At 67.1% G+C, this 20,431-nt stretch carries 21 protein-coding genes; 14 read left to right on the top strand and 7 right to left on the bottom strand.

Going from position 1 to position 20,431, the window contains the following annotated elements; translation table 11 throughout:
* Positions 1–711 carry a GntR family transcriptional regulator gene (locus JOE31_RS00985; RefSeq protein WP_209741732.1) on the bottom strand — a complete coding sequence of 237 codons (711 nt, stop codon included), beginning with the start codon at positions 709–711 and terminating at the stop codon, positions 1–3.
* 106 nt (positions 712–817) lie between these two features.
* On the opposite strand from JOE31_RS00985, the gene JOE31_RS00980 reads away from it, so the two are divergent.
* From JOE31_RS00980 to JOE31_RS00960, 5 genes are all read left to right on the top strand, one after another.
* Positions 818–1,576 carry a LamB/YcsF family protein gene (locus tag JOE31_RS00980; RefSeq protein WP_209741731.1) on the top strand — a complete coding sequence of 253 codons (759 nt, stop codon included), beginning with the start codon at positions 818–820 and terminating at the stop codon, positions 1,574–1,576.
* Positions 1,577–1,682: 106 nt separating this feature from the next.
* On the top strand, positions 1,683–3,014 hold the full coding sequence (locus JOE31_RS00975; RefSeq protein ID WP_209741730.1) for an MFS transporter: 1,332 nt from the start codon (positions 1,683–1,685) through the stop codon (positions 3,012–3,014).
* A gap of 67 nt (positions 3,015–3,081) precedes the next feature.
* Positions 3,082–4,812, top strand: a complete 1,731-nt coding sequence (locus JOE31_RS00970; protein WP_245198891.1) for a carboxyltransferase domain-containing protein — start codon at positions 3,082–3,084, stop codon at positions 4,810–4,812.
* Between the two features lie 8 nt (positions 4,813–4,820).
* Positions 4,821–6,584, top strand: a complete 1,764-nt coding sequence (locus tag JOE31_RS00965; protein WP_209748040.1) for a biotin carboxylase N-terminal domain-containing protein — start codon at positions 4,821–4,823, stop codon at positions 6,582–6,584.
* Positions 6,585–6,668: 84 nt separating this feature from the next.
* Positions 6,669–6,854, top strand: a complete 186-nt coding sequence (locus tag JOE31_RS00960; RefSeq protein ID WP_245198886.1) for a hypothetical protein — start codon at positions 6,669–6,671, stop codon at positions 6,852–6,854.
* 53 nt (positions 6,855–6,907) lie between these two features.
* Here JOE31_RS00960 and JOE31_RS00955 read toward each other — a convergent pair whose 3' ends face one another.
* Both JOE31_RS00955 and JOE31_RS00950 read right to left on the bottom strand, forming a co-directional pair.
* Positions 6,908–7,411, bottom strand: coding sequence for a hypothetical protein (locus JOE31_RS00955; RefSeq protein WP_209741729.1), 504 nt, complete (start codon positions 7,409–7,411; stop codon positions 6,908–6,910).
* Between the two features lie 78 nt (positions 7,412–7,489).
* Positions 7,490–7,855 (bottom strand): helix-turn-helix transcriptional regulator, encoded by a 366-nt coding sequence (locus JOE31_RS00950; RefSeq protein WP_209741728.1) that lies wholly within the window; start codon positions 7,853–7,855, stop codon positions 7,490–7,492.
* Between the two features lie 332 nt (positions 7,856–8,187).
* Here JOE31_RS00950 and JOE31_RS21405 point away from each other — a divergent pair, with 332 nt between their 5' ends.
* Genes JOE31_RS21405 through JOE31_RS00935 form a run of 3 tightly spaced genes read left to right on the top strand, consistent with a single transcriptional unit; the run spans position 8,188 to position 9,843 of the window.
* Positions 8,188–8,502 carry a DUF1508 domain-containing protein gene (locus JOE31_RS21405; RefSeq protein ID WP_245198885.1) on the top strand — a complete coding sequence of 105 codons (315 nt, stop codon included), beginning with the start codon at positions 8,188–8,190 and terminating at the stop codon, positions 8,500–8,502.
* A 5-nt stretch (positions 8,503–8,507) separates the two neighbouring features.
* Positions 8,508–9,215 (top strand): PAS and ANTAR domain-containing protein, encoded by a 708-nt coding sequence (locus tag JOE31_RS00940; protein ID WP_209741727.1) that lies wholly within the window; start codon positions 8,508–8,510, stop codon positions 9,213–9,215.
* A 13-nt stretch (positions 9,216–9,228) separates the two neighbouring features.
* Entirely contained in the window at positions 9,229–9,843 is a 615-nt protein-coding gene (locus JOE31_RS00935; RefSeq protein ID WP_245198882.1) for a TetR/AcrR family transcriptional regulator, read from the top strand.
* A gap of 4 nt (positions 9,844–9,847) precedes the next feature.
* Here the strand turns inward: JOE31_RS00935 and JOE31_RS00930 are convergent, their stop codons facing one another.
* The 4 genes from JOE31_RS00930 to JOE31_RS00915 all read right to left on the bottom strand — a co-directional run bounded on the left by JOE31_RS00930 (position 9,848) and on the right by JOE31_RS00915 (position 13,937).
* Positions 9,848–10,903, bottom strand: a complete 1,056-nt coding sequence (locus JOE31_RS00930) for a bile acid:sodium symporter family protein (RefSeq protein WP_209741726.1) — start codon at positions 10,901–10,903, stop codon at positions 9,848–9,850.
* 115 nt (positions 10,904–11,018) lie between these two features.
* Positions 11,019–11,213, bottom strand: a complete 195-nt coding sequence (locus JOE31_RS00925) for a YegP family protein (RefSeq protein ID WP_011689974.1) — start codon at positions 11,211–11,213, stop codon at positions 11,019–11,021.
* 108 nt (positions 11,214–11,321) lie between these two features.
* Complete coding sequence (locus JOE31_RS00920) at positions 11,322–12,824, bottom strand: SulP family inorganic anion transporter (protein WP_209741725.1); 1,503 nt, start codon at positions 12,822–12,824, stop codon at positions 11,322–11,324.
* A 6-nt stretch (positions 12,825–12,830) separates the two neighbouring features.
* A complete protein-coding gene (locus JOE31_RS00915) occupies positions 12,831–13,937 on the bottom strand; it encodes a GTP pyrophosphokinase family protein (protein WP_209741724.1) in 1,107 nt (368 codons plus the stop codon).
* Between the two features lie 255 nt (positions 13,938–14,192).
* Here JOE31_RS00915 and JOE31_RS00910 point away from each other — a divergent pair, with 255 nt between their 5' ends.
* The 6 genes from JOE31_RS00910 to JOE31_RS00885 all read left to right on the top strand — a co-directional run bounded on the left by JOE31_RS00910 (position 14,193) and on the right by JOE31_RS00885 (position 20,426).
* Complete coding sequence (locus JOE31_RS00910) at positions 14,193–14,987, top strand: alpha/beta hydrolase (protein ID WP_209741723.1); 795 nt, start codon at positions 14,193–14,195, stop codon at positions 14,985–14,987.
* A 134-nt stretch (positions 14,988–15,121) separates the two neighbouring features.
* Complete coding sequence (gene nhaA / locus JOE31_RS00905; protein ID WP_209741722.1) at positions 15,122–16,474, top strand: Na+/H+ antiporter NhaA; 1,353 nt, start codon at positions 15,122–15,124, stop codon at positions 16,472–16,474.
* A gap of 108 nt (positions 16,475–16,582) precedes the next feature.
* Entirely contained in the window at positions 16,583–17,947 is a 1,365-nt protein-coding gene (locus JOE31_RS00900; RefSeq protein WP_209741721.1) for a rhodanese-like domain-containing protein, read from the top strand.
* Positions 17,948–17,980: 33 nt separating this feature from the next.
* Complete coding sequence (locus JOE31_RS00895) at positions 17,981–19,003, top strand: carbohydrate kinase (RefSeq protein ID WP_209741720.1); 1,023 nt, start codon at positions 17,981–17,983, stop codon at positions 19,001–19,003.
* An 11-nt stretch (positions 19,004–19,014) separates the two neighbouring features.
* Positions 19,015–19,524, top strand: coding sequence for a YbhB/YbcL family Raf kinase inhibitor-like protein (locus JOE31_RS00890; RefSeq protein ID WP_209741719.1), 510 nt, complete (start codon positions 19,015–19,017; stop codon positions 19,522–19,524).
* 83 nt (positions 19,525–19,607) lie between these two features.
* Entirely contained in the window at positions 19,608–20,426 is an 819-nt protein-coding gene (locus JOE31_RS00885; protein ID WP_209741718.1) for an HAD family hydrolase, read from the top strand.
* The last annotated feature ends 5 nt before the right edge of the window (positions 20,427–20,431 follow it).

Below are 20,431 nucleotides of genomic sequence, written 5' to 3'. Positions count from 1 at the left end.
TTACTCCCCGTGGACCTCCGCCTGCTTCTCTTCCGAACGGTCCAGGTATGCCAGCAGCAGCTCGGCGGCCCGCTCGAATTCGCCGGCCTCCAGTGCCTCGCAGATTTCCTCGTTGTCCTTGAGGTAGCCGCTGTAGAAGTGCGCATCCATCGTGGCCTTGTGGAAGAACAGCCGCATCTCGGCCAGGACCTGGGACATGATGGTGTTCAGCCGGCGGCTGCCGGCCATGGCCACGATCGCGCCGTGGAAGTGCTGGTTCGCGGTGCCCAGCCCCTCGTCGTCGTTCGCTGCGGCCGCGAGCTTGCCTTCCTCCACTGCGGCCCGGACGGCGGCCACGGCTTCCGGGCTGCCCCCGCCGCGGATGGCGCTGACTTCGATGGTCCGGCGCACGGTGTAGACGTCGTGGATATCGCCGGCTTCCAGGCTCGCCACGAAAACTCCGCGGTTGGGGTGGCGGATCACCAGCCGTTCGCTCGCAAGCTCGGCAAAGGCTTCGCGCACAGTGTTGCGGGAGACCCCAAGGTCCTCGGCGATCGTGGACTCGGTCAGCCGTGCGCCCGGGAGCAGGACCCCTTCAGCCAGCTGCAGGCGCAGTTCATCGGCCACCCTGTCTGCGACCGACGGCACGGCGACGCGCAGCCGTGCTGCTGCCGTTGATGCGCTTGAGAGTGCTGCGGAGGTGCCCCGGGTTGCTGCTGCTGAAGTGGCCATACCCCAGAATTTACACGATCGTCACATCGTTGAATCGAAGGATTGTTGAACAATCGCTAAATTTGGTGCATCCTAGTAGGAGTAAATCAATGAGACGAGGATCACAATGGTGTATATGGATCTGAACAGCGACGTAGGCGAGTCCTTCGGCCGCTGGACCCTGGGCGACGACACGGCGATGTTCCAATCAGTGTCCAGCGCCAACGTGGCCTGCGGTTTCCACGCGGGCGATCCCACGGTCATCCGCCGCACCTGCCGCGAAGCGGTGCAGGCCGGCGTGATGATCGGTGCCCACGTGGGCTACCGCGACCTCTCCGGTTTCGGCCGCCGTTTCGTGGACATCGATCCCAGCGAACTGGCTGACGACATCGTCTACCAGATCGGCGCGCTGCAGGCGCTGGCCGCCACCGAAGGCGCCCGCGTCCGCTACGTCAAGCCGCACGGCGGCCTGTACAACGCGATCGTCTCCCACACCGCCCAGGCACGCGCCGTCGTGGACGCCGTCAAGTCGATCGACGCCTCACTGCCCATCCTCGGCCTTCCCGGCTCGGAGGTGCTGCGCCTCGCAGAAGCAGCCGGACTCCGCGCTGTTTCCGAAGCCTTCGCCGACCGCGCCTACAACCCCGACGGCACGCTCGTCTCCCGCTCGCTCCCCGGAGCCGTCCTGCATGATCCGGCCCAGGTGGCCGAACACGTCCTGCGGATGGCTGCCGACTCCGCCATCCGCACCGTGGACGGCTCCATCCTGAGAATCAATGCAGACAGCATCTGCGTCCATGGCGATTCCCCCGGGGCCGTTGCCATGGCCGTCGCAGTCAGGGCTGCGCTTTCCGACGCCGGCATCGCTATCAAAGCTTTTGCCTAATACCGCATTCGCCGCACCCCGTTACCGCTTCGCGGAGTAAAGAATTCCGCCAAGCAACCGCGCCCCAGCACGCAGGCAGCACCACCGCACCCTTGAAGGACAGATCATGACCACACACCACTCGGCCGCCCGCACCGGCCGGAAGATTCCGCCCGGCGCCCTGAAGGCCTATATCGCCAGCCTCACCGGCACCTCGCTGGAGTACTACGACTTCGCCATATACTCGGTGGCCTCGGCGCTGGTCTTCCCCAAGATCTTCTTCCCGGGCAATGACGAGTTCGTCGGACTCCTGCTCTCCTTCTCGGCTTTCGCCGTGGGCTACCTGGCGCGGCCCATCGGCGGGGTCATCTTCGGCCGCCTGGGTGACAAAATCGGCCGCAAGCACATCCTCGTGGTCACCCTGATGCTGATCGGCGTCGCCACTGTCCTCATCGGCCTGCTCCCCGACTACTCCGTGATCGGCGTGGCAGCCCCCACCATCCTGGTGCTCCTGCGCCTGGCCCAGGGCATCGGCGTCGGCGGCGAATGGGGCGGTGCCGTCCTGCTCTCCAGCGAATTCGGTGATGCGAACAAGCGCGGCTTCTGGTCCTCCGCGGCCCAGATCGGCCCACCCGCCGGCAACCTGATGGCCAATGGCGTCCTGGCCGTGCTCGCAGCCACGCTTAGCACGGAAGCCTTCCTCTCCTGGGGCTGGCGCGTAGCCTTCCTCGCCTCCGCCCTGCTGGTGGTCTTCGGCCTGATCATCCGCCTCAAGCTCGAGGAAACCCCTGTCTTCAAGGCCATCGCGGCCCACGGCGAACAGCCCAAGGCCCCCATCACCGAGGTGTTCACCAGGGAACCCCGCGCGCTTATTGCCGCCGCCCTGTCCCGGGTCTGCCCGGACGTCCTCTACGCCCTGTTCACCGTGTTCGTGGCCGTCTATGCCACGAAGGAACTCGGCCTGACCACCGGCAACGTCCTCACCGCCATCCTGATCGGCTCGGCGTTCCAGCTGTTCCTGATCCCGCTGGCCGGTGCCCTTACGGACCGCTTCAACCGCCGCCTCGTCTACGGCATCGCCGCGGTGGGCACCGCCCTCTACATCCCGCTGTTCTTCCTCATGATCGAGGGCAAGTCCGTGCTGATGCTCATCATCGGCGTGGTGATCGGACTGGCGTTCCACGCCTTTATGTACGGCCCGCAGGCCGCCTACATCACCGAGCAGTTCCCGGCCCGCCTGCGCTACGCCGGCAGCTCGCTGGCCTATACCCTGGCCGGCGTTATCGGCGGAGCCGTGGCACCCTTGATCTTCACCGCCCTCTACGCAGTCTCCGGAGACTGGTTCCTGATTGCGGCCTATCTCCTGGTGGCAGCAGCAGTTACCGTGGTGGGCCTGGCCCTCGGCCGGAACCCGCAGACCGCTGAAGAAGAGCGCCTCCTGGCGGACTCCCACGCCTAGCCGGTGCGGGAAACCTGACCGGCACGAAATCCCGTTCACGCCCCCGGCAACGATGAAAGCAGCAGCTATGGAAACCCTGACCGTCCACAAGGTCCTCTCGGTCCGGCCCGTCGGCACGCGTGCGGTGCTCGCGGAGCTCCCCGGAACGCAGGAGGTCCTCGCCCTCCAGACCCTGCTCCTGGAATCGCCGCTGCCGGGCCAGGTGGACGTGCTGGCGGCAGCGCAGACCGTCATGGTCCGCGCGGACTCGCCGGCGGCTGCCCGCCGCATGGGCGCGCTCCTGCTGGAGCTGGACCTCACCGCCCGGGCCAAACAGGACGGCGGCCTGGTGTTCATCGACACCGTGTACGACGGCGAGGACCTCGCCGAAGTGGGACGGCTCACCGGCCTGGGGGCGGAAGGCGTCATCAAAGCCCACACCGGCCAGGTCTGGACGGTGGCTTTCGCCGGGTTCGCACCCGGTTTCGGCTACATGGTGGGGGAGAACCAGACCCTCGAAGTGCCGCGCCGGAGCTCACCGCGCACTGCCGTGCCCGCCGGATCCGTGGCCCTGGCAGGCAACTATTCGGCGGTGTATCCGCGCAGGTCCCCGGGTGGCTGGCAGCTGATCGGCCGCACCGGCGCCCGCATGTGGGACCTCGACCGGGCCGAACCGGCCCTGGCCAGCCCGGGGCACCGGGTCCAGTTCCGCGCCGTCCGCGAAGTTGTGACCATGGCACCGGAGCCCGCAGCGTCCGAAGCCGCACCGGCCGCAGGAACGCCGGAGGAGCTGCCGGGCCAGGAAACACGTTCCGGGCTGCGGGTCGTTTCACCCGGGCTGCAAAGCCTCATCCAGGATCTTGGCCGGCACGGCCACTCCGCCCTGGGCGTCTCTGCCGCCGGCGCGCTGGACCGTGCTTCGCTACGCCGGGCCAACCGGCTGGTGGGCAACGGTTCGTCCGCCGCAGCCATCGAAAGCGTGGCCGGCGGTCTACGGGTCCAGGCCGTCGGGGACCAGGTCCTGGCCGTCGCCGGGGCGCCGTCGGCACTGACCATTGATTCGCCGCCGGACGCTGAACCGGACGCTGAATCCGGCGAGGGTTACGACGCCGGCAAGCCTGCCCGGCAGCGCATCGTCCCCATGGCCACCCCGTTTGCCCTGCTCGACGGCGAAATCCTTACCCTCGGTGCACCGGAGTCCGGTTTCCGCAGCTACCTGGCCGTCCGCGGCGGGGTGGACACCGCGCCGGTGCTGGGCAGCCGTTCCACCGACACGATGTCCGGCATCGGGCCTGCTCCGCTCGCCGCGGGCCAGCTGCTGGCATCCGGCGACGTCACCGAATCCGGCGTCGTGGGCAGCCCCGAACTCCAGCCGGACTTCCCCGGGGACGGCGTCACCGTCCTGGACATCGTGCTGGGACCGCGGGCCGACTGGTTCGACCAGGCCGCCATCGACTCCCTGTGCGGGCAGGACTGGGTGGTGAAGCCGCAGTCCAACCGGGTGGGCATGAGGCTGGACGGCACCCCGCTGCAACGCAGCCGGCAAGGCGAACTGCCCAGCGAAGGCACCGTGGCCGGGGCCATCCAGCTCCCGCCCGAGGGCCTTCCCGTGCTCTTCCTGGCAGACCACCCGATCACGGGCGGCTACCCGGTGATCGGCGTGGTGGTGGACCACCAACTGGACCTTGCCGCCCAGGTGCCGATCGGCGGCAGCATCCGCTTCCGCGTTGTTCCCGAACAGGCTTCCTCCGCACCGGCCGCCCCGGAGCAGGCTGCCTCTGTACAGACGTCCCCCGAACAGACTTCCCAAGAAAAGTGAGTAACTTGATGCGCAAGGTCCTGATTGCCAACCGTGGTGAGATCGCCGTCCGGATTGCCCGAGCCTGCGACGATGCACAGCTGGAATCCGTCGCCGTGTACGCGGATATCGACGCCGATGCCATGCACGTAGGCGCTGCCAGCGAGGCCTTCAGCCTTGACGGTAACTCCCCGGCGGATACCTACCTGAACATCCCCAAGCTGCTTGGGGTGGCTGCCAGGTCAGGTGCTGACGCCGTCCATCCCGGCTATGGCTTCCTGTCCGAGAACGCCGATTTCGCGCAGGCAGTGCTGGACGCCGGGCTGGCCTGGATCGGGCCCGCGCCGGAAGCCATCCGGCAGCTGGGCAACAAGATCACCGCCCGCGAAATCGCTGTCCGCGCCGGCGCCCCCCTCGTGGCCGGAAGCGACGGTCCCGTGGATTCGGCTGCGGAAGCCCGCGCCTTCGCCGAGCAGCACGGCCTGCCTATCGCCATCAAGGCGGCCTTCGGCGGCGGCGGCCGCGGGCTCAAGGTGGTCCGGAACATGGACGAGATCGAGGAATCCTTCGACTCCGCAGTACGCGAAGCCGTGGCAGCCTTCGGCCGCGGCGAATGCTTCGTGGAACGCTACCTGGACCGTCCGCGGCACGTCGAAGCGCAGGTCCTTGCCGATACCCACGGCAACGTCGTCGTCGTCGGGACCCGCGACTGCTCCCTGCAGCGCCGGCACCAGAAGCTCGTGGAGGAAGCACCCGCACCGTTCCTCAGCGACGATCAGCGGCGGCAGATTTACAGCGCCGCGAAGGCGGTCTGCCGGGAAGCCGGCTACTCCGGCGCCGGCACCGTGGAGTTCCTTGTTGCCGCGGATGGAACTGTCGCGTTCCTGGAAGTGAATACGCGGCTTCAGGTGGAGCACCCCATCACCGAGGAAACCACGGGGATCGACCTGGTCCAGGAGCAGTTCCGGATCGCTGACGGCGAAGCCCTGCGCATCACCGCGGACCCTGAGCCCCGCGGCCACTCCTTCGAGTTCCGACTCAACGCCGAGGACGTGGGGCGCGGCTTCCTGCCCTCGCCCGGAACCATCGCCGAGTTCCACGCCCCCACCGGCCCGGGCATCCGCCTGGACACCGGTGTCCGCTCCGGGTCCTTCGTCGCACCGCAGTTCGACTCGCTCCTTGCCAAGCTGATCGTCACGGGAGCGGACCGGCAGCAGGCCCTACGCCGGGCGCGCCGCGCGCTCGCCGAAATCGAGATCACCGGCGTGGCCACGGTGCTGCCGTTCCACCGCGCCGTGCTCGAATCGCCGGATTTCACCTCTGAGACCGGGCTGGGCATCCACACCCGCTGGATTGAAACGGACTTCGCGGACCGCATCCCGGCCGATCCGGGCTACAGCACAACCGCCCCCGACGGCGAACGCCGCACCATCACCGTCGAACTGGACGGCCGCCGCCTGGCAGTCGGGCTGCCCGCTGACCTGCTGGACGGCTGGGCACGCTCGGGCGGAGCCCTCCCCGCCGGCGTCTCGCTGGAGGGAACGTCCGACGGCGGTGCTGCCGCCGGTTTCGCCGCCGACCCCGGCGAGCTGCGCGCTGACATGGCCGGAACCGTCGTGAAGTGGCTCGTGGAGCCGGGCGCCGAAGTGTCGGCGGGGGACGCCGTCGTCGTTCTTGAAGCCATGAAGATGGAAACGCAGGTGACGGCGCACCGCGACGGAACGGTGACCGGCATCCGCACCGAGGCCGGCGGCGTGGTCAGTGCCGGGGCGGTGCTCGCGCTGATCGGCTAGGTGAATTCCGCGGCTCGCGCGAGGGCCCAAATGCCGTGGTGCGTAAAACTAAACACCAAGCCCTCCAGGAAACAGGTCGGAATCATGGATGAAACCATTGCGAACGAGACTGTCGTCAATCCGCTTATTGCTTGTATCAATGACCGTCACATCGAGGTTATGGACGAGCTGTTTCATGATGATGCGCTGATGCATTGGCCCCATTGCCAAAGAAACGGCCTATTGGAGCGAGGCATTCGAAGCGCCGGTATGGCGCGCCCAGTGGGTTGAAAAGGCGTAGGTCGCCCGCGATTTGAACACCTGCGGGCAGAATGCACCCGGTGTTAGAAGCGCTGGACGTTGACGCCCGCAGCCGCCAGCGCTGCGAGGAACCGTGCCTGGCGGTCCGCTGACCCAAGGCTCAGCAGATATCCCCGCCCGGCGTCGAGCTGGACGGCAGGCCCCGTATCCTGGATGATTCCCAGCCCAAAGGCGCCGAACCGCAGCCCGAATCCGTAACGCAGGCCGTGGACTGTTGTCGGGGCGGCACGCCGGATCGCCGCAATGGGAATCCTGCGGCGGTAGAACGGAAACCAGCGCAACCGCACTTCGTTTTCGAGGACTTGGATCCTGGAGAAGCCGAACGCCAGGAAAGTGATCAGGATGAGCGCGCATGAAATGGAAGTCCATGCCACGGGTTCCGACTGCAGCGCGTCGGTGAGGGCGATTGCCAGCAGGATTCCTACTAACAGTAAGGCGCTGCCGCCGACGATGGCCCGGGGCAGCCGGCCGTAGAACATCCGGCCGGAATCGAACAACAGACCGGCACGCTTGGGAACGGGGCTCACAGCTTCATCCTCACACGGATACCGAAGGGAATCTGCAGAAGACCCTAAGGTGCCGCCCCGTGTGAGTTGCCGGCGAGGCTAGCCGCCCACCGCTTCCTTCGCGGGTACGTCCACGGACTTCAGGGTCAGCCGGGTCGACTGCAGGACGGTGCCCAGCAGTGAGCGCGCCGAGAGGAGGAGGCTGCTCACCTCGGGGCAGGACAGTTCGTAAAACAGCCGGCCGTCCTGGCGCGAAGGGATGACCAGGCGCTGGCGGCGGAGCACGCCAAGGTGCTGGGAGAGGTTCGAAGGTTCCAGCCCGGTGTCGTCGCGCAGGCGGCTGACGGCCACGGGGCCGTCGGCCAGCATCTCCAGGACCTGGATCCGTACAGGGTGTCCCATGGACTTGAAAAGTTCGGCCTTTACATCACTCAGGACCAGACCTGCGGGCAACTCGTCCTTCATCGGGCTTCCCTTCCTCCGTCCACAGCCGGGCGATAACCATAACGCTTGTTCAACGAATACAGCTTATGCCAGACAGAAAAGTCTGTCTCGCCCGCACGGCCAGTTGGCGTGATGTGCATGTATATCGTAGCCCCGGCCGGTTTGGGATGATCGCTGGATTTAGTCCGTGGGCACCCCTTGCGCGGATGCGTTGAGTAGTTCAGAATTTCATGAATTCATCAATTCGAACCGGCTGTTCAGAAGCGGCCGGCTACCCATGGATGGATTCAGGCTGCTTCCGCTGACAACGGCGTCACCGGGAGTGGCGTGACCCCAGGTTCCGGGAGGGCTCAATGGCAGGAATGTTCGAACTATTCGCCGACTCAGACACTTCCTTCAGATTTCAACTGACAGCACCCGACGGCACGGTCATGGCGCTCTCGAGGCCGTTCCCCGACAAGAGGGCCGCAGTAGCCGGGATCGCCGCGGTGCGCGAGTACGCAGGCATGGGCTTTGTCACTGAAGTCCCGGCGCCGAAGCCGGGCCGGGTGTCCGCCGCAGCCCGCGCCGTTCGGGGGCGGGCGGCGGTCCGGAAAGGCCAGATTCTTCTCCGCTGGCGGCAATCGCTCAGGCGCCCGGCCGCCGTCGCCGATTTCCCTGCGTGGTGAGCCCCGTGACCGCGCGGAAGGTCCCGCAGGCGCACTCCAGTCTCCTTGCTGCCGGGGACTGCATCGCCGGGACGTTCCGGTATGACGCGGTGACCGGCAAGCTCGACTGGTCCGAGGAGCTCTTCCACATTCACGGATATCGCCGCGGCGAGATCGTGCCCACCTTGGACCTGCTGCTCTCGCACAAGCATCCCGACGACCGAAGCCGCGGCCTGGAGATCTTGACCCGAATCCGGAACGCCGGGGGAAGCTTCTTCAGCTACGACAGGCTCATTGACGCGCGCCTGCGCGAGCACAGGATCCTGACGACGGGCGAGGGCGTGCTTGACCAGGCGGGCAGGCTGAGCCACATTGACGCCTTCGTGATAGACCTCACCAAGATGCTGCAGCGCGAGACGGAGCAGTTCGCCAGGGCCGCCGTTACAGCGGCCAGCGCGAGCCGCAGCACCATAGAGCAGGCCAAAGGCATCCTGATGGGGGCCCTGCGCATCGGATCGGAGGAGGCGTTCAAGCTGCTCGTCGCCCACAGCCAGCACAGCAACATCAAGCTGGCCAGGACCGCAGCCGACCTCGTGGCCCTGGCCAACAACGCCAAGGACCCCGCACTGCTGGACCGTTTCGTGAAGGCACTCCACCGCGGACCTGCCGGACGCCGGCCCGGAACAATCGGCGTCCACGGACCTGAGGGGAGGCGTCAACAGCGCTCCATGTAAAATTCCTTCTACGATGACTGCCGACGACGCCAACCGTTCCACCCTGCTGCCCGCCCAGGCAATGGCGGGCCGCGATGACCCCGTGGACCGCATTCTTGCCACCGCTTATGAGCTGTTTTCCCGCCGCGGGATCCGCGATGTAGGGACCAACGAACTCATCAGCCGCTCCGGCGTGGCCAAGGCGACGTTCTACCGGCATTTCCCGTCCAAGGATGCCCTGGTCCTGGCCTTCCTGGCGCTCCGTGACCAGGTCTGGACCGTGGACCTCATCGTCTCCGAAGCCCGGCGCCGCGGCGCCACCCCCGAGGAGCGGCTGCTCGCCATCTTCGACGTGTTCGGCGACTGGTTCCACCGGGACGACTTCGAAGCGTGCACTTTCATCAATGTCCTGCTGGAAATGGGTCCCGACCATCCGCTGGGGAAGGCGAGCATCGGCTACCTCACCAGGATCCGCGGCCACATCCAGGCCTTGGCGGAGGAAGCCGGGCTGAATCGCACCGAAGAATTCGCCCGGTCCTGGCACATCCTGATGAAGGGCTCGATCATCTCGGCCACCGAAGGGGACTTCCTGGCATCAAAGCGGGCCCAGCAGATGGCCGGCTGGCTGATCGAGCACCACCGGAACTGAGCGCTTAGGCGTCCCGGGCGGCTGCGCCGTGAAAGAGGGCATCGCGGCCAGGGGCATCGCTCAGCGGGCGCCGGGCCAGCCATGCGGCCACGATCGCGCCCGAGATGTTGTGCCACAGCGAGAACACCGCGGAGGGCAGTGCGGCCAGCGGACTGAAGTGCGCGGTGGCCAAGGTGGCGGCCAGCCCGGAGTTCTGCATGCCGACTTCAAAGGCCAGCGCGCGGCGGGCCTTGTCATCCAGCCTGCCGAGCTTTCCGGCGAGGTATCCAAGGCCCAGGCCAAAGCCGTTGTGCAGCACCACGGCGAGGAACACGATGCCGCCTGCGGCCACAATCTTGCTGGCGCTGCCGGCCACGACGATCGCCACAATCAGGGAAATCACGACGGCGGAGGCCCACGGGAGTGCCGGAAGCACCTTCGCCACGAGCTTCTTGAGGAACAGCCGTGCCAGCAGGCCTGCAATTACCGGCAGGAGGACGGTCTTGACGATGTCCTGGACCATCGCTCCGGCGTCGATCTGCAGGAAGGATCCGGCCAGGAAGAGAACCAGCAGGGGAGTGACGATCGGGGCGATCAGTGTGGAGACGGAGGCGACGGCCACCGAGAGGGCAACGTCGCCCTTGGCCAGGAAGGCCATCACGTTGGAGGCGGTGCCGGACGGTGCGCAGCCCACCAGAATGAGGCCCACGGCCAGTTCGGGCGGGAGGTTGAGTGCCACGGCAATCAGCCATCCGGCACCCGGCATGATCACGTAGTGGGCCACGATGCCCAGCACCACGGCCCAGGGCCGCTTCACCACGGAGGCGAAGTCCGGCGGGGTGAGGGTCAGGCCCATGCAGAACATGATGACGCCCAGCAGGTACGGGACGCCTGGGGCCATCGGCTTGAAGGCGCCGGGCAGCAGGAAGCCGGCAACGCCGGCAGCGACCACCAGCAGCGGGAAGACCGTGACCGCGATTCGCGCGATTTTTGCCTCTGCGGCCAGTGCCGGATTCAGTCCGGCGGCATCAGCTTCAGTGCCGGCCTTGGGGTGTTCGTGGGATTTGGTTGCCTCAAGCATCCAATAATGCTCACACCCCGACCCTTGATCCGGCCAGTTCGTGAACAGACGTCTGACATTTATGTCGCAGGCGCACCGCCGGCTGTCCCGCTACCGGGCGGCCCATGGCGCGGAGCTACTGGGCCGGCGGGCCGCTGTAATCGGCGATGTGCGCAGTGGCCGCGTGCTCGCGAATCTCCGTGACGCCGGAAGCGGCCGCAGCGCTGTCGCGGTAGATTCCTGAGACGGCCAGGATGTTGCCTGCGCCGTTGACGAGCCGGATGCGGACGCCGCCTTGTTCCGCGGCGACGAGTTCGAATTTTCCTGCCATGCTGGACCTCCCCCAAGGTGGTGCGCCTGCCAGGTGGTCGCAGGCTGCTCCCTTACCAGCCTAGATGACAATACTTGTCACATAAACTACACAACGATTTGTGTCCGGTCAGTGCCCGGCGTTGAGCTTCCCGGCGAGCCGTTCACGCATCTGGGTGCTTGCGGAGTTCAGGCCGATCAGCTCCACTTCCCTGCCGTGCCGCCGATACTTCTCGGTGACGGCGTCCAGCACGGCGATGGTGGACGCGTCCCACAGGTGCGAGGCGTGCAGATCGATGATGACGCGGTCCACCGTGGGTGCGGCATCGCGGGCGTATTCGAACTGGGTGTAGAGGTCGTTGGAGGAGGCGAAGAAGAGCTCTCCGTCCACCGTGTACGTTGCCACGGTCTCGCCATTGAGCTCGATCTCGGTCCGTTCGACCGTGGCGAAATGGGCAACGCGCCGGGCGAACATGGCCATGGCCGCCAGGACTCCGACGCCCACCCCAATGGCGAGGTTGTGGGTGGCCACCACGGTGCCCACCGTAATCAGCATGACCGCTGTTTCGGACTTGGGCATCCGCTTGAGAGTCTTCGGGGCGATGGAGTGCCAGTCGAACGTGATGGCGGAGACGAAGATCATCACGGCCACGAGCGCTGCCATGGGGATCAGCCCCACAACATCGCCCAGCGTCACCACCAGGACCAGCAGGAAGACGCCGGCAAGGAACGTAGAGACCCTGCTCCGGGCACCGGACCCTTTGACGTTGATCATGGTTTGGCCGATCACGGCGCAGCCGCCCATGCCGCCCAGGAAGCCGGTGACGATGTTCGCCACGCCCTGGCCCCAGGACTCGCGGGTCTTGTTCGAGCGGGTGTCCGTGATGTCGTCAACAAGCTTGGCCGTCATCAGGGATTCCAGCAGGCCCACCAGCGCCATGGAGAGCGCGAAGGGGGCGAGGATCTGGAGGGTTTCCAGCGTTAGCGGCACGTTGGGAATGAAGAACGTGGGCAGGCTTTCCGGAAGCTGGCCTTTGTCCCGGACAGCGGGTACGTCGATCTTGGCGAACACCGCAAACAGCGTCAGGGCCACGATCGCCACGAGCGGGGAGGGTATCGCTGACGTGAGCCGCGGCAGGGCAATCACGATCACCAAGCCAACCGCCACCAGGGGATAGACGAGCCACGGCACGTTGATCAGCTCGGGCAGCTGCGCCATGAACACGAGGATGGCCAGTGCGTTGACGAACCCCACCATCACTGAGCGCGGAATGAAGCGCATGAGTTTGGTGACGCCCAGGAGTGCCAGGAGGATCTGAAAGACCCCGGCCAGGATCACCGCTGCGATCAGGTAGTCCAGGCCGTGGCTCCGCATCAGCGGGGCGATCACCAGGGCAACCGCACCGGTGGCCGCGGAGATCATGGCAGGCCGGCCGCCCACGAAGGAGATGGTCACCGCCATGGTGAAGGACGCGAACAGCCCGATCCGGGGATCAACGCCTGCAATGACGGAGAATGCAATCGCCTCGGGGATGAGGGCCAGCGCCACCACCAGTCCGGCGAGGGCTTCCGTCTTGAGCCGGCGCGGGGAACGGAGCGTAGCCCGGACGGACTGGAGTTGTTCGGGCTTCATGGTGTCCTAGAGCTTGGTCTGGCGGTAGCGCTCGATCTGTTTCAGCCGCCGCAGGAGGCTGTCGCGCCGGGGGTGCGGAACGGCGTCGGGCGCCTCCGCGGTGAGGTCAATGTGTTTGGTGCCGTACTGCCACAGCAGCAGGTCATCCAGCAGCCGGTCGGGCCCAGGGGAGTACCTGTGGTCCAGGGCCTTGCGGACTTCGGTGATCCGGTTGGCGCTGAGCAGCTCTGCGAGCTGCACGGTCTGGTTGAGGCCGTGGGCGGCCATGAGTTCGGCTGCCCAGCCCCAGTCATCATCCACTTTACGGTCAACGTGCGGAAGAAGTGTCCGCCAGACGTCGCGGATCCGGTTCGGGGTGAGCTGCGCACCGCCTTCGCCGTCCGTGTCCCAGTAGCCGCGGACTTCTTCGTAGCGTTCGTGCAGGTCCGCGAAGGCTGTTTCCACGGTTTCCAGCATGGCCGCCGTGGCCGTGAACTGGCGGTCAAAATGCGGGGTCCAGGCGCGGGGGTCCTCGGCCTTGAAACGGATGTCGTGCTCGATCTCGCTCCAGGCGTGGGCAAAGACGGTGCGGATCTGGCATTCGAAAAAGTAGCTGCCGTTGGGCTGGAGGTCCGGGTTGAACACCTTCTGGTAGTCCTTGACGGCTTCGTTCTGGATGGTCCGCAGGATCAGGTGGCGGCTGGAGTAGCCGTAGGTGCCGGACTCGATGGAGCCGATGTCCTTCTCGCGGTCGCCGCGGCAGTCAAAGAGCTGGCGCTGGCGTTTGATCAGGTTTGCCACCACCGCGTTCTCCGCCGGTAGCTTGGTGATGACCCGGACGCCCACCATGTCGTTCAGGGTCCGGAACGGATCGGGGAACTTCAGCACGGGCGGGCCGCCCGGTTCCAGTGGCTTCTCCGTGCGGGAAATCTTCTCCTTGAAGGACTCCACCGTTTTGGTGCGGCCGGTGACGAACAGGGGCGTCACCTCGGTGTCCTTGAGCATGCTGCGCAGCGTGAGCAGGACTTCCCGGGTGACCAGCTTCAGGGCAGGGCGGACCCGTTCGTAGAGCTCCACGTTTTCCTGCACGGATTCGCGCAGGCCTGCGTCCAGGCGGTCCCAGTTGGTAGCCATGGTTCCAGCTTACGGGCGGCCTGCGACAGCCGCGCGGGTGACACCTTCGCGGCTGTTCGGTCCGTGGCGCCGGCGCGCGGTGCACGACGCCGCCGTCGAACCCCCTGGCGCAAAGCTGTCCGGCACCCAAGGTAGGCTCGGCACATGGCTGATGTGCGGCGTCGGACCCTTCTTTCAACGGGGCTGGGCGCTGCCGCGGCGGTGACACTGGGGGCACTGTCCGCTTCCTGTTCGTCGGGCCCGAAGGAGGACGCAGTGAAGCGGCACAAGTACCAATACGGCGACGACCCCAGCCAATGGGGTGAACTCTTCCTGCCGGACGCCCCTGGAACCCGGGGCGTGGTGGTGGTCATCCACGGCGGGTACTGGCGCTCGCAGTACGGCGCCGAGTTGGGCGAACCGCTGGCCAGGGACCTCGCCATGCACGGGATGCCGGCCTGGAACCTGGAGTACCGGCGCGCCGGCAACGGCGGCGGCTGGCCGCACACCTTCGAGGACGTGCTGGCGGGCATCGACAAGCTCCGGGACGTTGCCGCGATGCACGGGCTGGGCCTCGAAAGAGTGGTGGCGCTGGGCCACTCGGCCGGCGGGCACCTTGCAGTCTGGGCGGCCGGCCGTTCCCGCCTGGGGCAGCTAGGCGCGCCGGACGCTGACCGCCAGTTGCAGCGGAAGAACGACGACGGCGCGGTGCACCTTACCGGGGTGGTCAGCCAGGCCGGGCTCCTGAACCTGGCCGACGCCGAAAAGCTGAACCTCAGCAACGGCGCGGTCAGCAACCTGCTGGGCGGTTCGTCAGCGAAGTACCCGAAACGGCACAAGTTTGTGGACCCCATGAGCGCGCTCCCGCTGGGTGTCCCCGTTTACGCGGTCCACGGGAGCGACGATGACGATGTGCCCGCAAGCCAGTCCCTGTCCTACGCCAGCGCGGCCAAGGCCGCGGGTGCGCCGGTTCAGCTGCTCAACGTGCCCGGCGACCACTTCTCGCTGATTGACCCCAAGACGCCGGCCTACCGGAAGTGCCGGGACCTAGTGCAGGAACTCCTCGGCTGACGCGGCGCTCGCCGGCGGCTTCGTTTCCGCCCGGCACGTTTAACCCGCGGCGGAGTCCGTCGCCTAGACTGGTCCAAGGTGCGCCGGGAAGTCTGGTCGGCATGATTTTGTCGACTCAACGTTTAGGACGCTTCATGAGCCACACACCTACGCCCGCCCCCGACGCCAAACCACGTACCGTCCTTGGCTACGGCAGCTACGCCGAATCGCTGCGCATCGGTGAGATCCTGCGCAAGGAAACTGTCGGCGGCGCCCTCTTGGTGGCCGCGGCTGTCATCGCCCTGATCTGGGCAAACTCGCCGGTCTCCGACAGCTATTTCGCCTTGCGGGACTACAAAATCGGCTATGAGCCCTGGCATCTGGAGCTGAGCCTGGGCGCCTGGGCGGCCGACGGACTGCTGGCCATCTTCTTCTTCCTGGTGGGCCTGGAGCTCAAGCGTGAGTTCGTGGCCGGCGACCTCCGCCAGCTCAACAAATCGATCGTGCCCGTGGCGGCTGCGGCCGGCGGCGTGATTGTTCCCGCGTTGATCTACGCCGCCGTGAACATCTACAGCCCGGAAACCCTACGTGGATGGGCCATCCCCACCGCAACGGACATTGCGTTCGCCGTCGCAGTGCTGGCCATCATCGGCTCGCACCTGCCCAGCGCCCTGCGCATTTTCCTGCTGACCCTGGCAGTGGTGGATGACCTCATTGCCATCAGCATCATCGCGTTCTTCTACTCCAGCGACATCCAGGCGGCCCCGCTGCTGCTCGCCCTCATCCCGCTTGCCCTGTACGCCTTCCTGGCCCAGAAGTACCGCCGCTTCTTCGGTGCCCATTTCATGGCTGCCTGGGCCATCCTGCTGCCGCTCGGCATCGTCACCTGGGCGCTGGTGCACGCCTCCGGCATCCACGCCACGGTGGCGGGCGTTCTGCTCGGGTTCGCCGTGCCGGTGCTCCGGTCCCAGGCCAGCGGGGGTCCCGAAGCGGGCCCCGGCCTCGCGGAGATCTTCGAACACCGCTTCCGTCCCATTTCCGCCGGCGTGGCGGTTCCCATCTTCGCTTTCTTCTCCGCCGGCGTGGCCGTAGGCGGCTGGGAAGGCCTGGGTTCCGCCCTGGCTGACCCCGTGGCCATCGGCATCATCATGGCGCTCGTCCTGGGCAAGCCGATCGGCATCATGGGCACCACGTGGATCCTCACCAAAGCCACCAGGGCGCGGCTGGACGGATCCTTCAAGTGGATCGATGTTTTTGGCGTCTCATTGCTGGCCGGAATCGGTTTCACCGTGTCCCTGCTGGTCGCGGAACTCAGCTTCGGCCACGGCAGCCTGCACGATGACCACGCCAAGGTAGGCATCCTGGCCGCATCGCTCCTTGCCGCCATCCTGGCCACCGTGGTGCTGCGGACCAGGAACCGCCAGTACCGCCGTGCGGAAGAGCTGGAGAAGGTGGACTCGGACCAGGACGGCATTCCGGACGTCTACGAACACGAGAACCAGGCCTGACGGCCCGCAACCCCTTGCTGTGCCATACCCCTCTGGGTATGGTCGAGTTAAGGGCAGACGCGGGGCCGAACCCGCCCGGCGCCGCCGTCACCTCCCGAGGAGGATGCCATGGACGTTGTTGTCATCGAAACCCCGCAGCTGGGGGACCGGAGCTACCTGGTCCACGACGGCACGGTGGGACTCGTCATCGACCCGCAGCGGGACACGGACCGGGTGGAGGCCGCCGCCCGCGAAGCGGGGGTGACCATCACCCACGTCGCCGAAACGCATGTGCACAACGACTACGTCACCGGCGGCCTGGAACTGGCCACATCCCATGGTGCGACGTACCTGGTCAACGCCGCGGACCCGGTCCAGTTCGAGCGCGAAGCCATCACCGACGGCCAGACCGTCCGCGTGGGCGCGCTGACCGTAAGGGCCGTGGCCACTCCGGGCCACACCCACACGCACCTGTCCTTCATCGTGGACGACGGCGACAAGCAGGCTGTCTTCTCCGGCGGCAGCCTGCTCTACGGCTCAGTCGGCCGGACGGATCTCGTGGCTGCGTCCGACACGGTCGGCCTGACCCATGACCAGTATGCTTCCGTGCGCCGTCTCGTGGCCGAGGCCCGGCATGACGCAGCGCTCTTCCCCACCCACGGCTTCGGGTCGTTCTGTTCGTCCGGGCCGGCCACCCGCTCCGGCTCCTCCACTGTCGGTGAGCAGCTCACCGCGAACCATGCCCTGACCGATCCGGACGAGGACCATTTCGTCCAGGAACTCATCGCCAACCTCTCCGCGTACCCGGCGTATTACGCGCACATGGGGGCCATGAACGCCAAGGGTCCGGGTCCCGCGGACCTCGCGGTCCCGGAATCGGTGGACCCGGCCGAGCTCACCCGCCGCCTGGAAGACGGGGAATGGGTGGTCGACCTCCGCCGCCGCGTGGCGTTTGCCAGCAACCACCTCAAGGGCAGTGTCAGCTTCGAATACGGCAGCGGCTCCAACTTCACCACCTACCTGGGCTGGGTCCTGCCCTGGGATGAGAAGCTTACCCTCGTCGGCTCGCGGGACGACGTCGAAAAAGCCATCCGCGATCTGTCCCGCATCGGCATCGATTCGCCGGATGCCGCCGTCGGGACCGAACCGCACGCACTGGCGCCGGACGCCGCGGTCGACTCCTACCCGCGCGTCGGCTGGGACGGCCTGCTGGCCGGCCGGGCAGGCGGTGACACGGTCCTCGATGTACGGCGGACGGACGAGTTTGCCGCCTCCCACGTGGCCGGCGCCGTTAACGTTCCCATCCACCAGCTCCTCACCCGAATGGACGAAGTGCCGGCAGGCAAGCTGTGGGTCCACTGCGGAACCGGCTACCGTGCCGGAGTGGCGGCCAGCCTGCTGCAGCGTGCAGGCAGGGACGTGGTCCACCTGGACGCGAGGTTCGATGATGCCGGTAAAGCCGGCGTCCCCATGGAGAAGGGCCCGTCGGCGTAATCAGGAGCGCCCGCACCCGTTCTCTGGCAGAGTATGACCATGCTCACAGTTATTGGCGAAGGCCTTGTTGACGTTGTCCAGCGATCCTCGGGAGTCGAGGCCCACGTGGGCGGCAGCCCGCTCAACGTGGCAGTGGGACTGGCGCGGCTGGACCATCCCGTGCAGTTCATCGGCAGGTTCGGGCGCGACGCCTACGGCGAGTCCGTGGCCGCCCACCTGAAATCCAGCTCGGTGATGGTCCCGCAGGGTCCGGATGCCCTGCCCACCAGCGTGGCCACCGCGTTGATAGACGACGACGGCGCCGCCAGCTACACGTTCGACCTCGCCTGGGAACTTCCCGGCCTCGCGGACCGGCTGCCGTTCATGCTGCAGGGCACCACCCTGGTGCACACCGGTTCCATTGCCACCATGCTGGCGCCGGGCGCGGCCGAGGTGCTTTCCGCCGTCGAGCACGCCCATCCGTCCGCCACCATCAGCTTCGACCCCAACTGCCGCCCCACCATCATCACCGACGTGGACTACGCCCGCAGGCAGGCGGAAAAGTTCGTCAGCCTCGCGGACGTCGTGAAGGCTTCCGACGAGGACCTGGAGTGGCTGTACCCCGGTGTGGACGCGCTGGATTCGGCCCGGCGCTGGCTCTCCCTGGGCGGTCCCGGGGGGCCCGCCCTGGTGGTGGTGACCCGCGGCGCGGCCGGCCCCTGGGGCATCACCGCCGCCGGCGAAGCCGAGTTCCCTGCGCCCAGGGTGGAGGTGGCGGACACTGTGGGTGCCGGGGATTCCTTTATGGCAGCACTGATTTCCGGCCTGGTGGACCGCGGACTGGACGGTGCGCAGAACCGGAAGGAGCTGCGTGAACTGCCGGCCGAGTCGCTCCGTGAGCTGCTGGCCCATGCGGCGTGGGCTGCGGCAGTCACCGTGTCCCGGCCCGGAGCCAACCCGCCCACCAGGGCGGAGCTCAACCACTTCGAGCTCGAAAGCCTGGAGCGCGAAGGCCTGGCGCGCGACACGGCGCTCGCCGGGGACGACCTGAGGAATGCCGACTCCGCCAGCAACTGAAAGGCCAGCAGATGTCCCGCCACGATTCCCCGAACCTGCACGTCACCAGCGAGTCCTTCCGGGACGGCCAGATCCTGCCGCCCGCCCAGCGCAGCGGCAAGATGCGCGCCGGCGGCAAGGATGAATCGCCGCAGTTGAGCTGGAGCGGTGCGCCGGCCGGAACCAAGGGCTATGCGGTCACGGTGTTTGATCCCGATGCCCCGGGCCGTGGCGGCTTCTGGCACTGGGCCGTGCTGGACCTCCCCGCGGGCGCTACGTCCTTGCCCGCCGGTGCGGGCGGCGAGGGCGGCCGGCTCCTTCCGGCCGGTGCGATGCAGTTGAAGAACGACGGCGGCTTCCACGGCTACCTGGGGGCCGCGCCGCCGCCCGGACACGGTCCGCACCGCTACATCGCCACCGTCTACGCCCTCGACGTGGAGCACCTGGGCCTGGAAGCCGGGTTCAGCCCGGCCAAGCTGGAAGCCAAGCTGGCCGGGCACGTGCTGGCCCGCGGAACGCTCACCGGCATCTTCGAGCGCTGAGCCCGCCGCCGCGCCCGCCGGGCGTCAGGCCCGGGCCTGGATCCTGGGCCGCCGCCACTGGCGGGCCAACGTAGACTGACAGTATGCGGCTGGTAGCAAGTGACATTGACGGAACGATCCTCGGGCATGACGGCAAAATCAGCCACCGGACCATCCGCGCCTTCCACGCGTGCCGTGACGCCGGCGTCGAACTGGTGTTCGTGACCGGACGTCCGCCCCGCTGGCTGCACCCCCTGGAGGACCAGTTGGGGCATGCGGGAACGGTGATCTGCTCGAACGGCGCAGTGGTGTGGGACCTCGAGGCGGGCCGCCTGGTGTCCGCACGTTCGCTTGCCCTGGACGCCGTGTTCGAAGCACGCCGCATCATCAAGCAGCTGCGGCCGTCCGCCCTGTTCGCCGCGGAAACCCTCACCGGCTTCCACCTGGAACCGGGCTTCATCGAAAACGACTCCAGCGAAATCCTGTCCGAGTTCACCCCCGCTCCGCTGGCCAGCACCCTCAGCGCGGACGACGCCGTGGTGAAGTTCCTGGCAATTGTCCGTGAAGGCACCGCAGACGACTTCCTCGCCGAAGTGTCACCCGCGGTGGCGCACCTCGCTTCGGCCACCCACTCGGCACCCACCGTGGCCATGCTGGAGCTCGCTTTGCCGGGCGTCAACAAAGCCGTGACGCTGGCCGAATACGCCGGCGCCCTGGGCATTGAGGCCGCTGATGTGGTGGCCTTCGGGGACATGCCCAACGACATCGAGATGCTGCGCTGGGCCGGCGACGGCTATGCAATGGCCAGCGGCCACCCCGAGGCCATCCGGGCAGCGGGGCAGCAGGCGCCCCATTTCGACGACGACGGCGTGGCCCAGATTCTCGAAGCCAAGCTTGCCGGACTTGGCGTGAAGCCCGTCTAGTCAGG

The organism is Arthrobacter sp. PvP023, from assembly GCF_017832975.1.
In the GTDB taxonomy this organism is placed as follows: domain Bacteria; phylum Actinomycetota; class Actinomycetes; order Actinomycetales; family Micrococcaceae; genus Arthrobacter.
The sequence above is the reverse complement of the archived record's forward strand: the minus strand, read 5'-3'. Positions and strand labels throughout refer to the sequence as shown.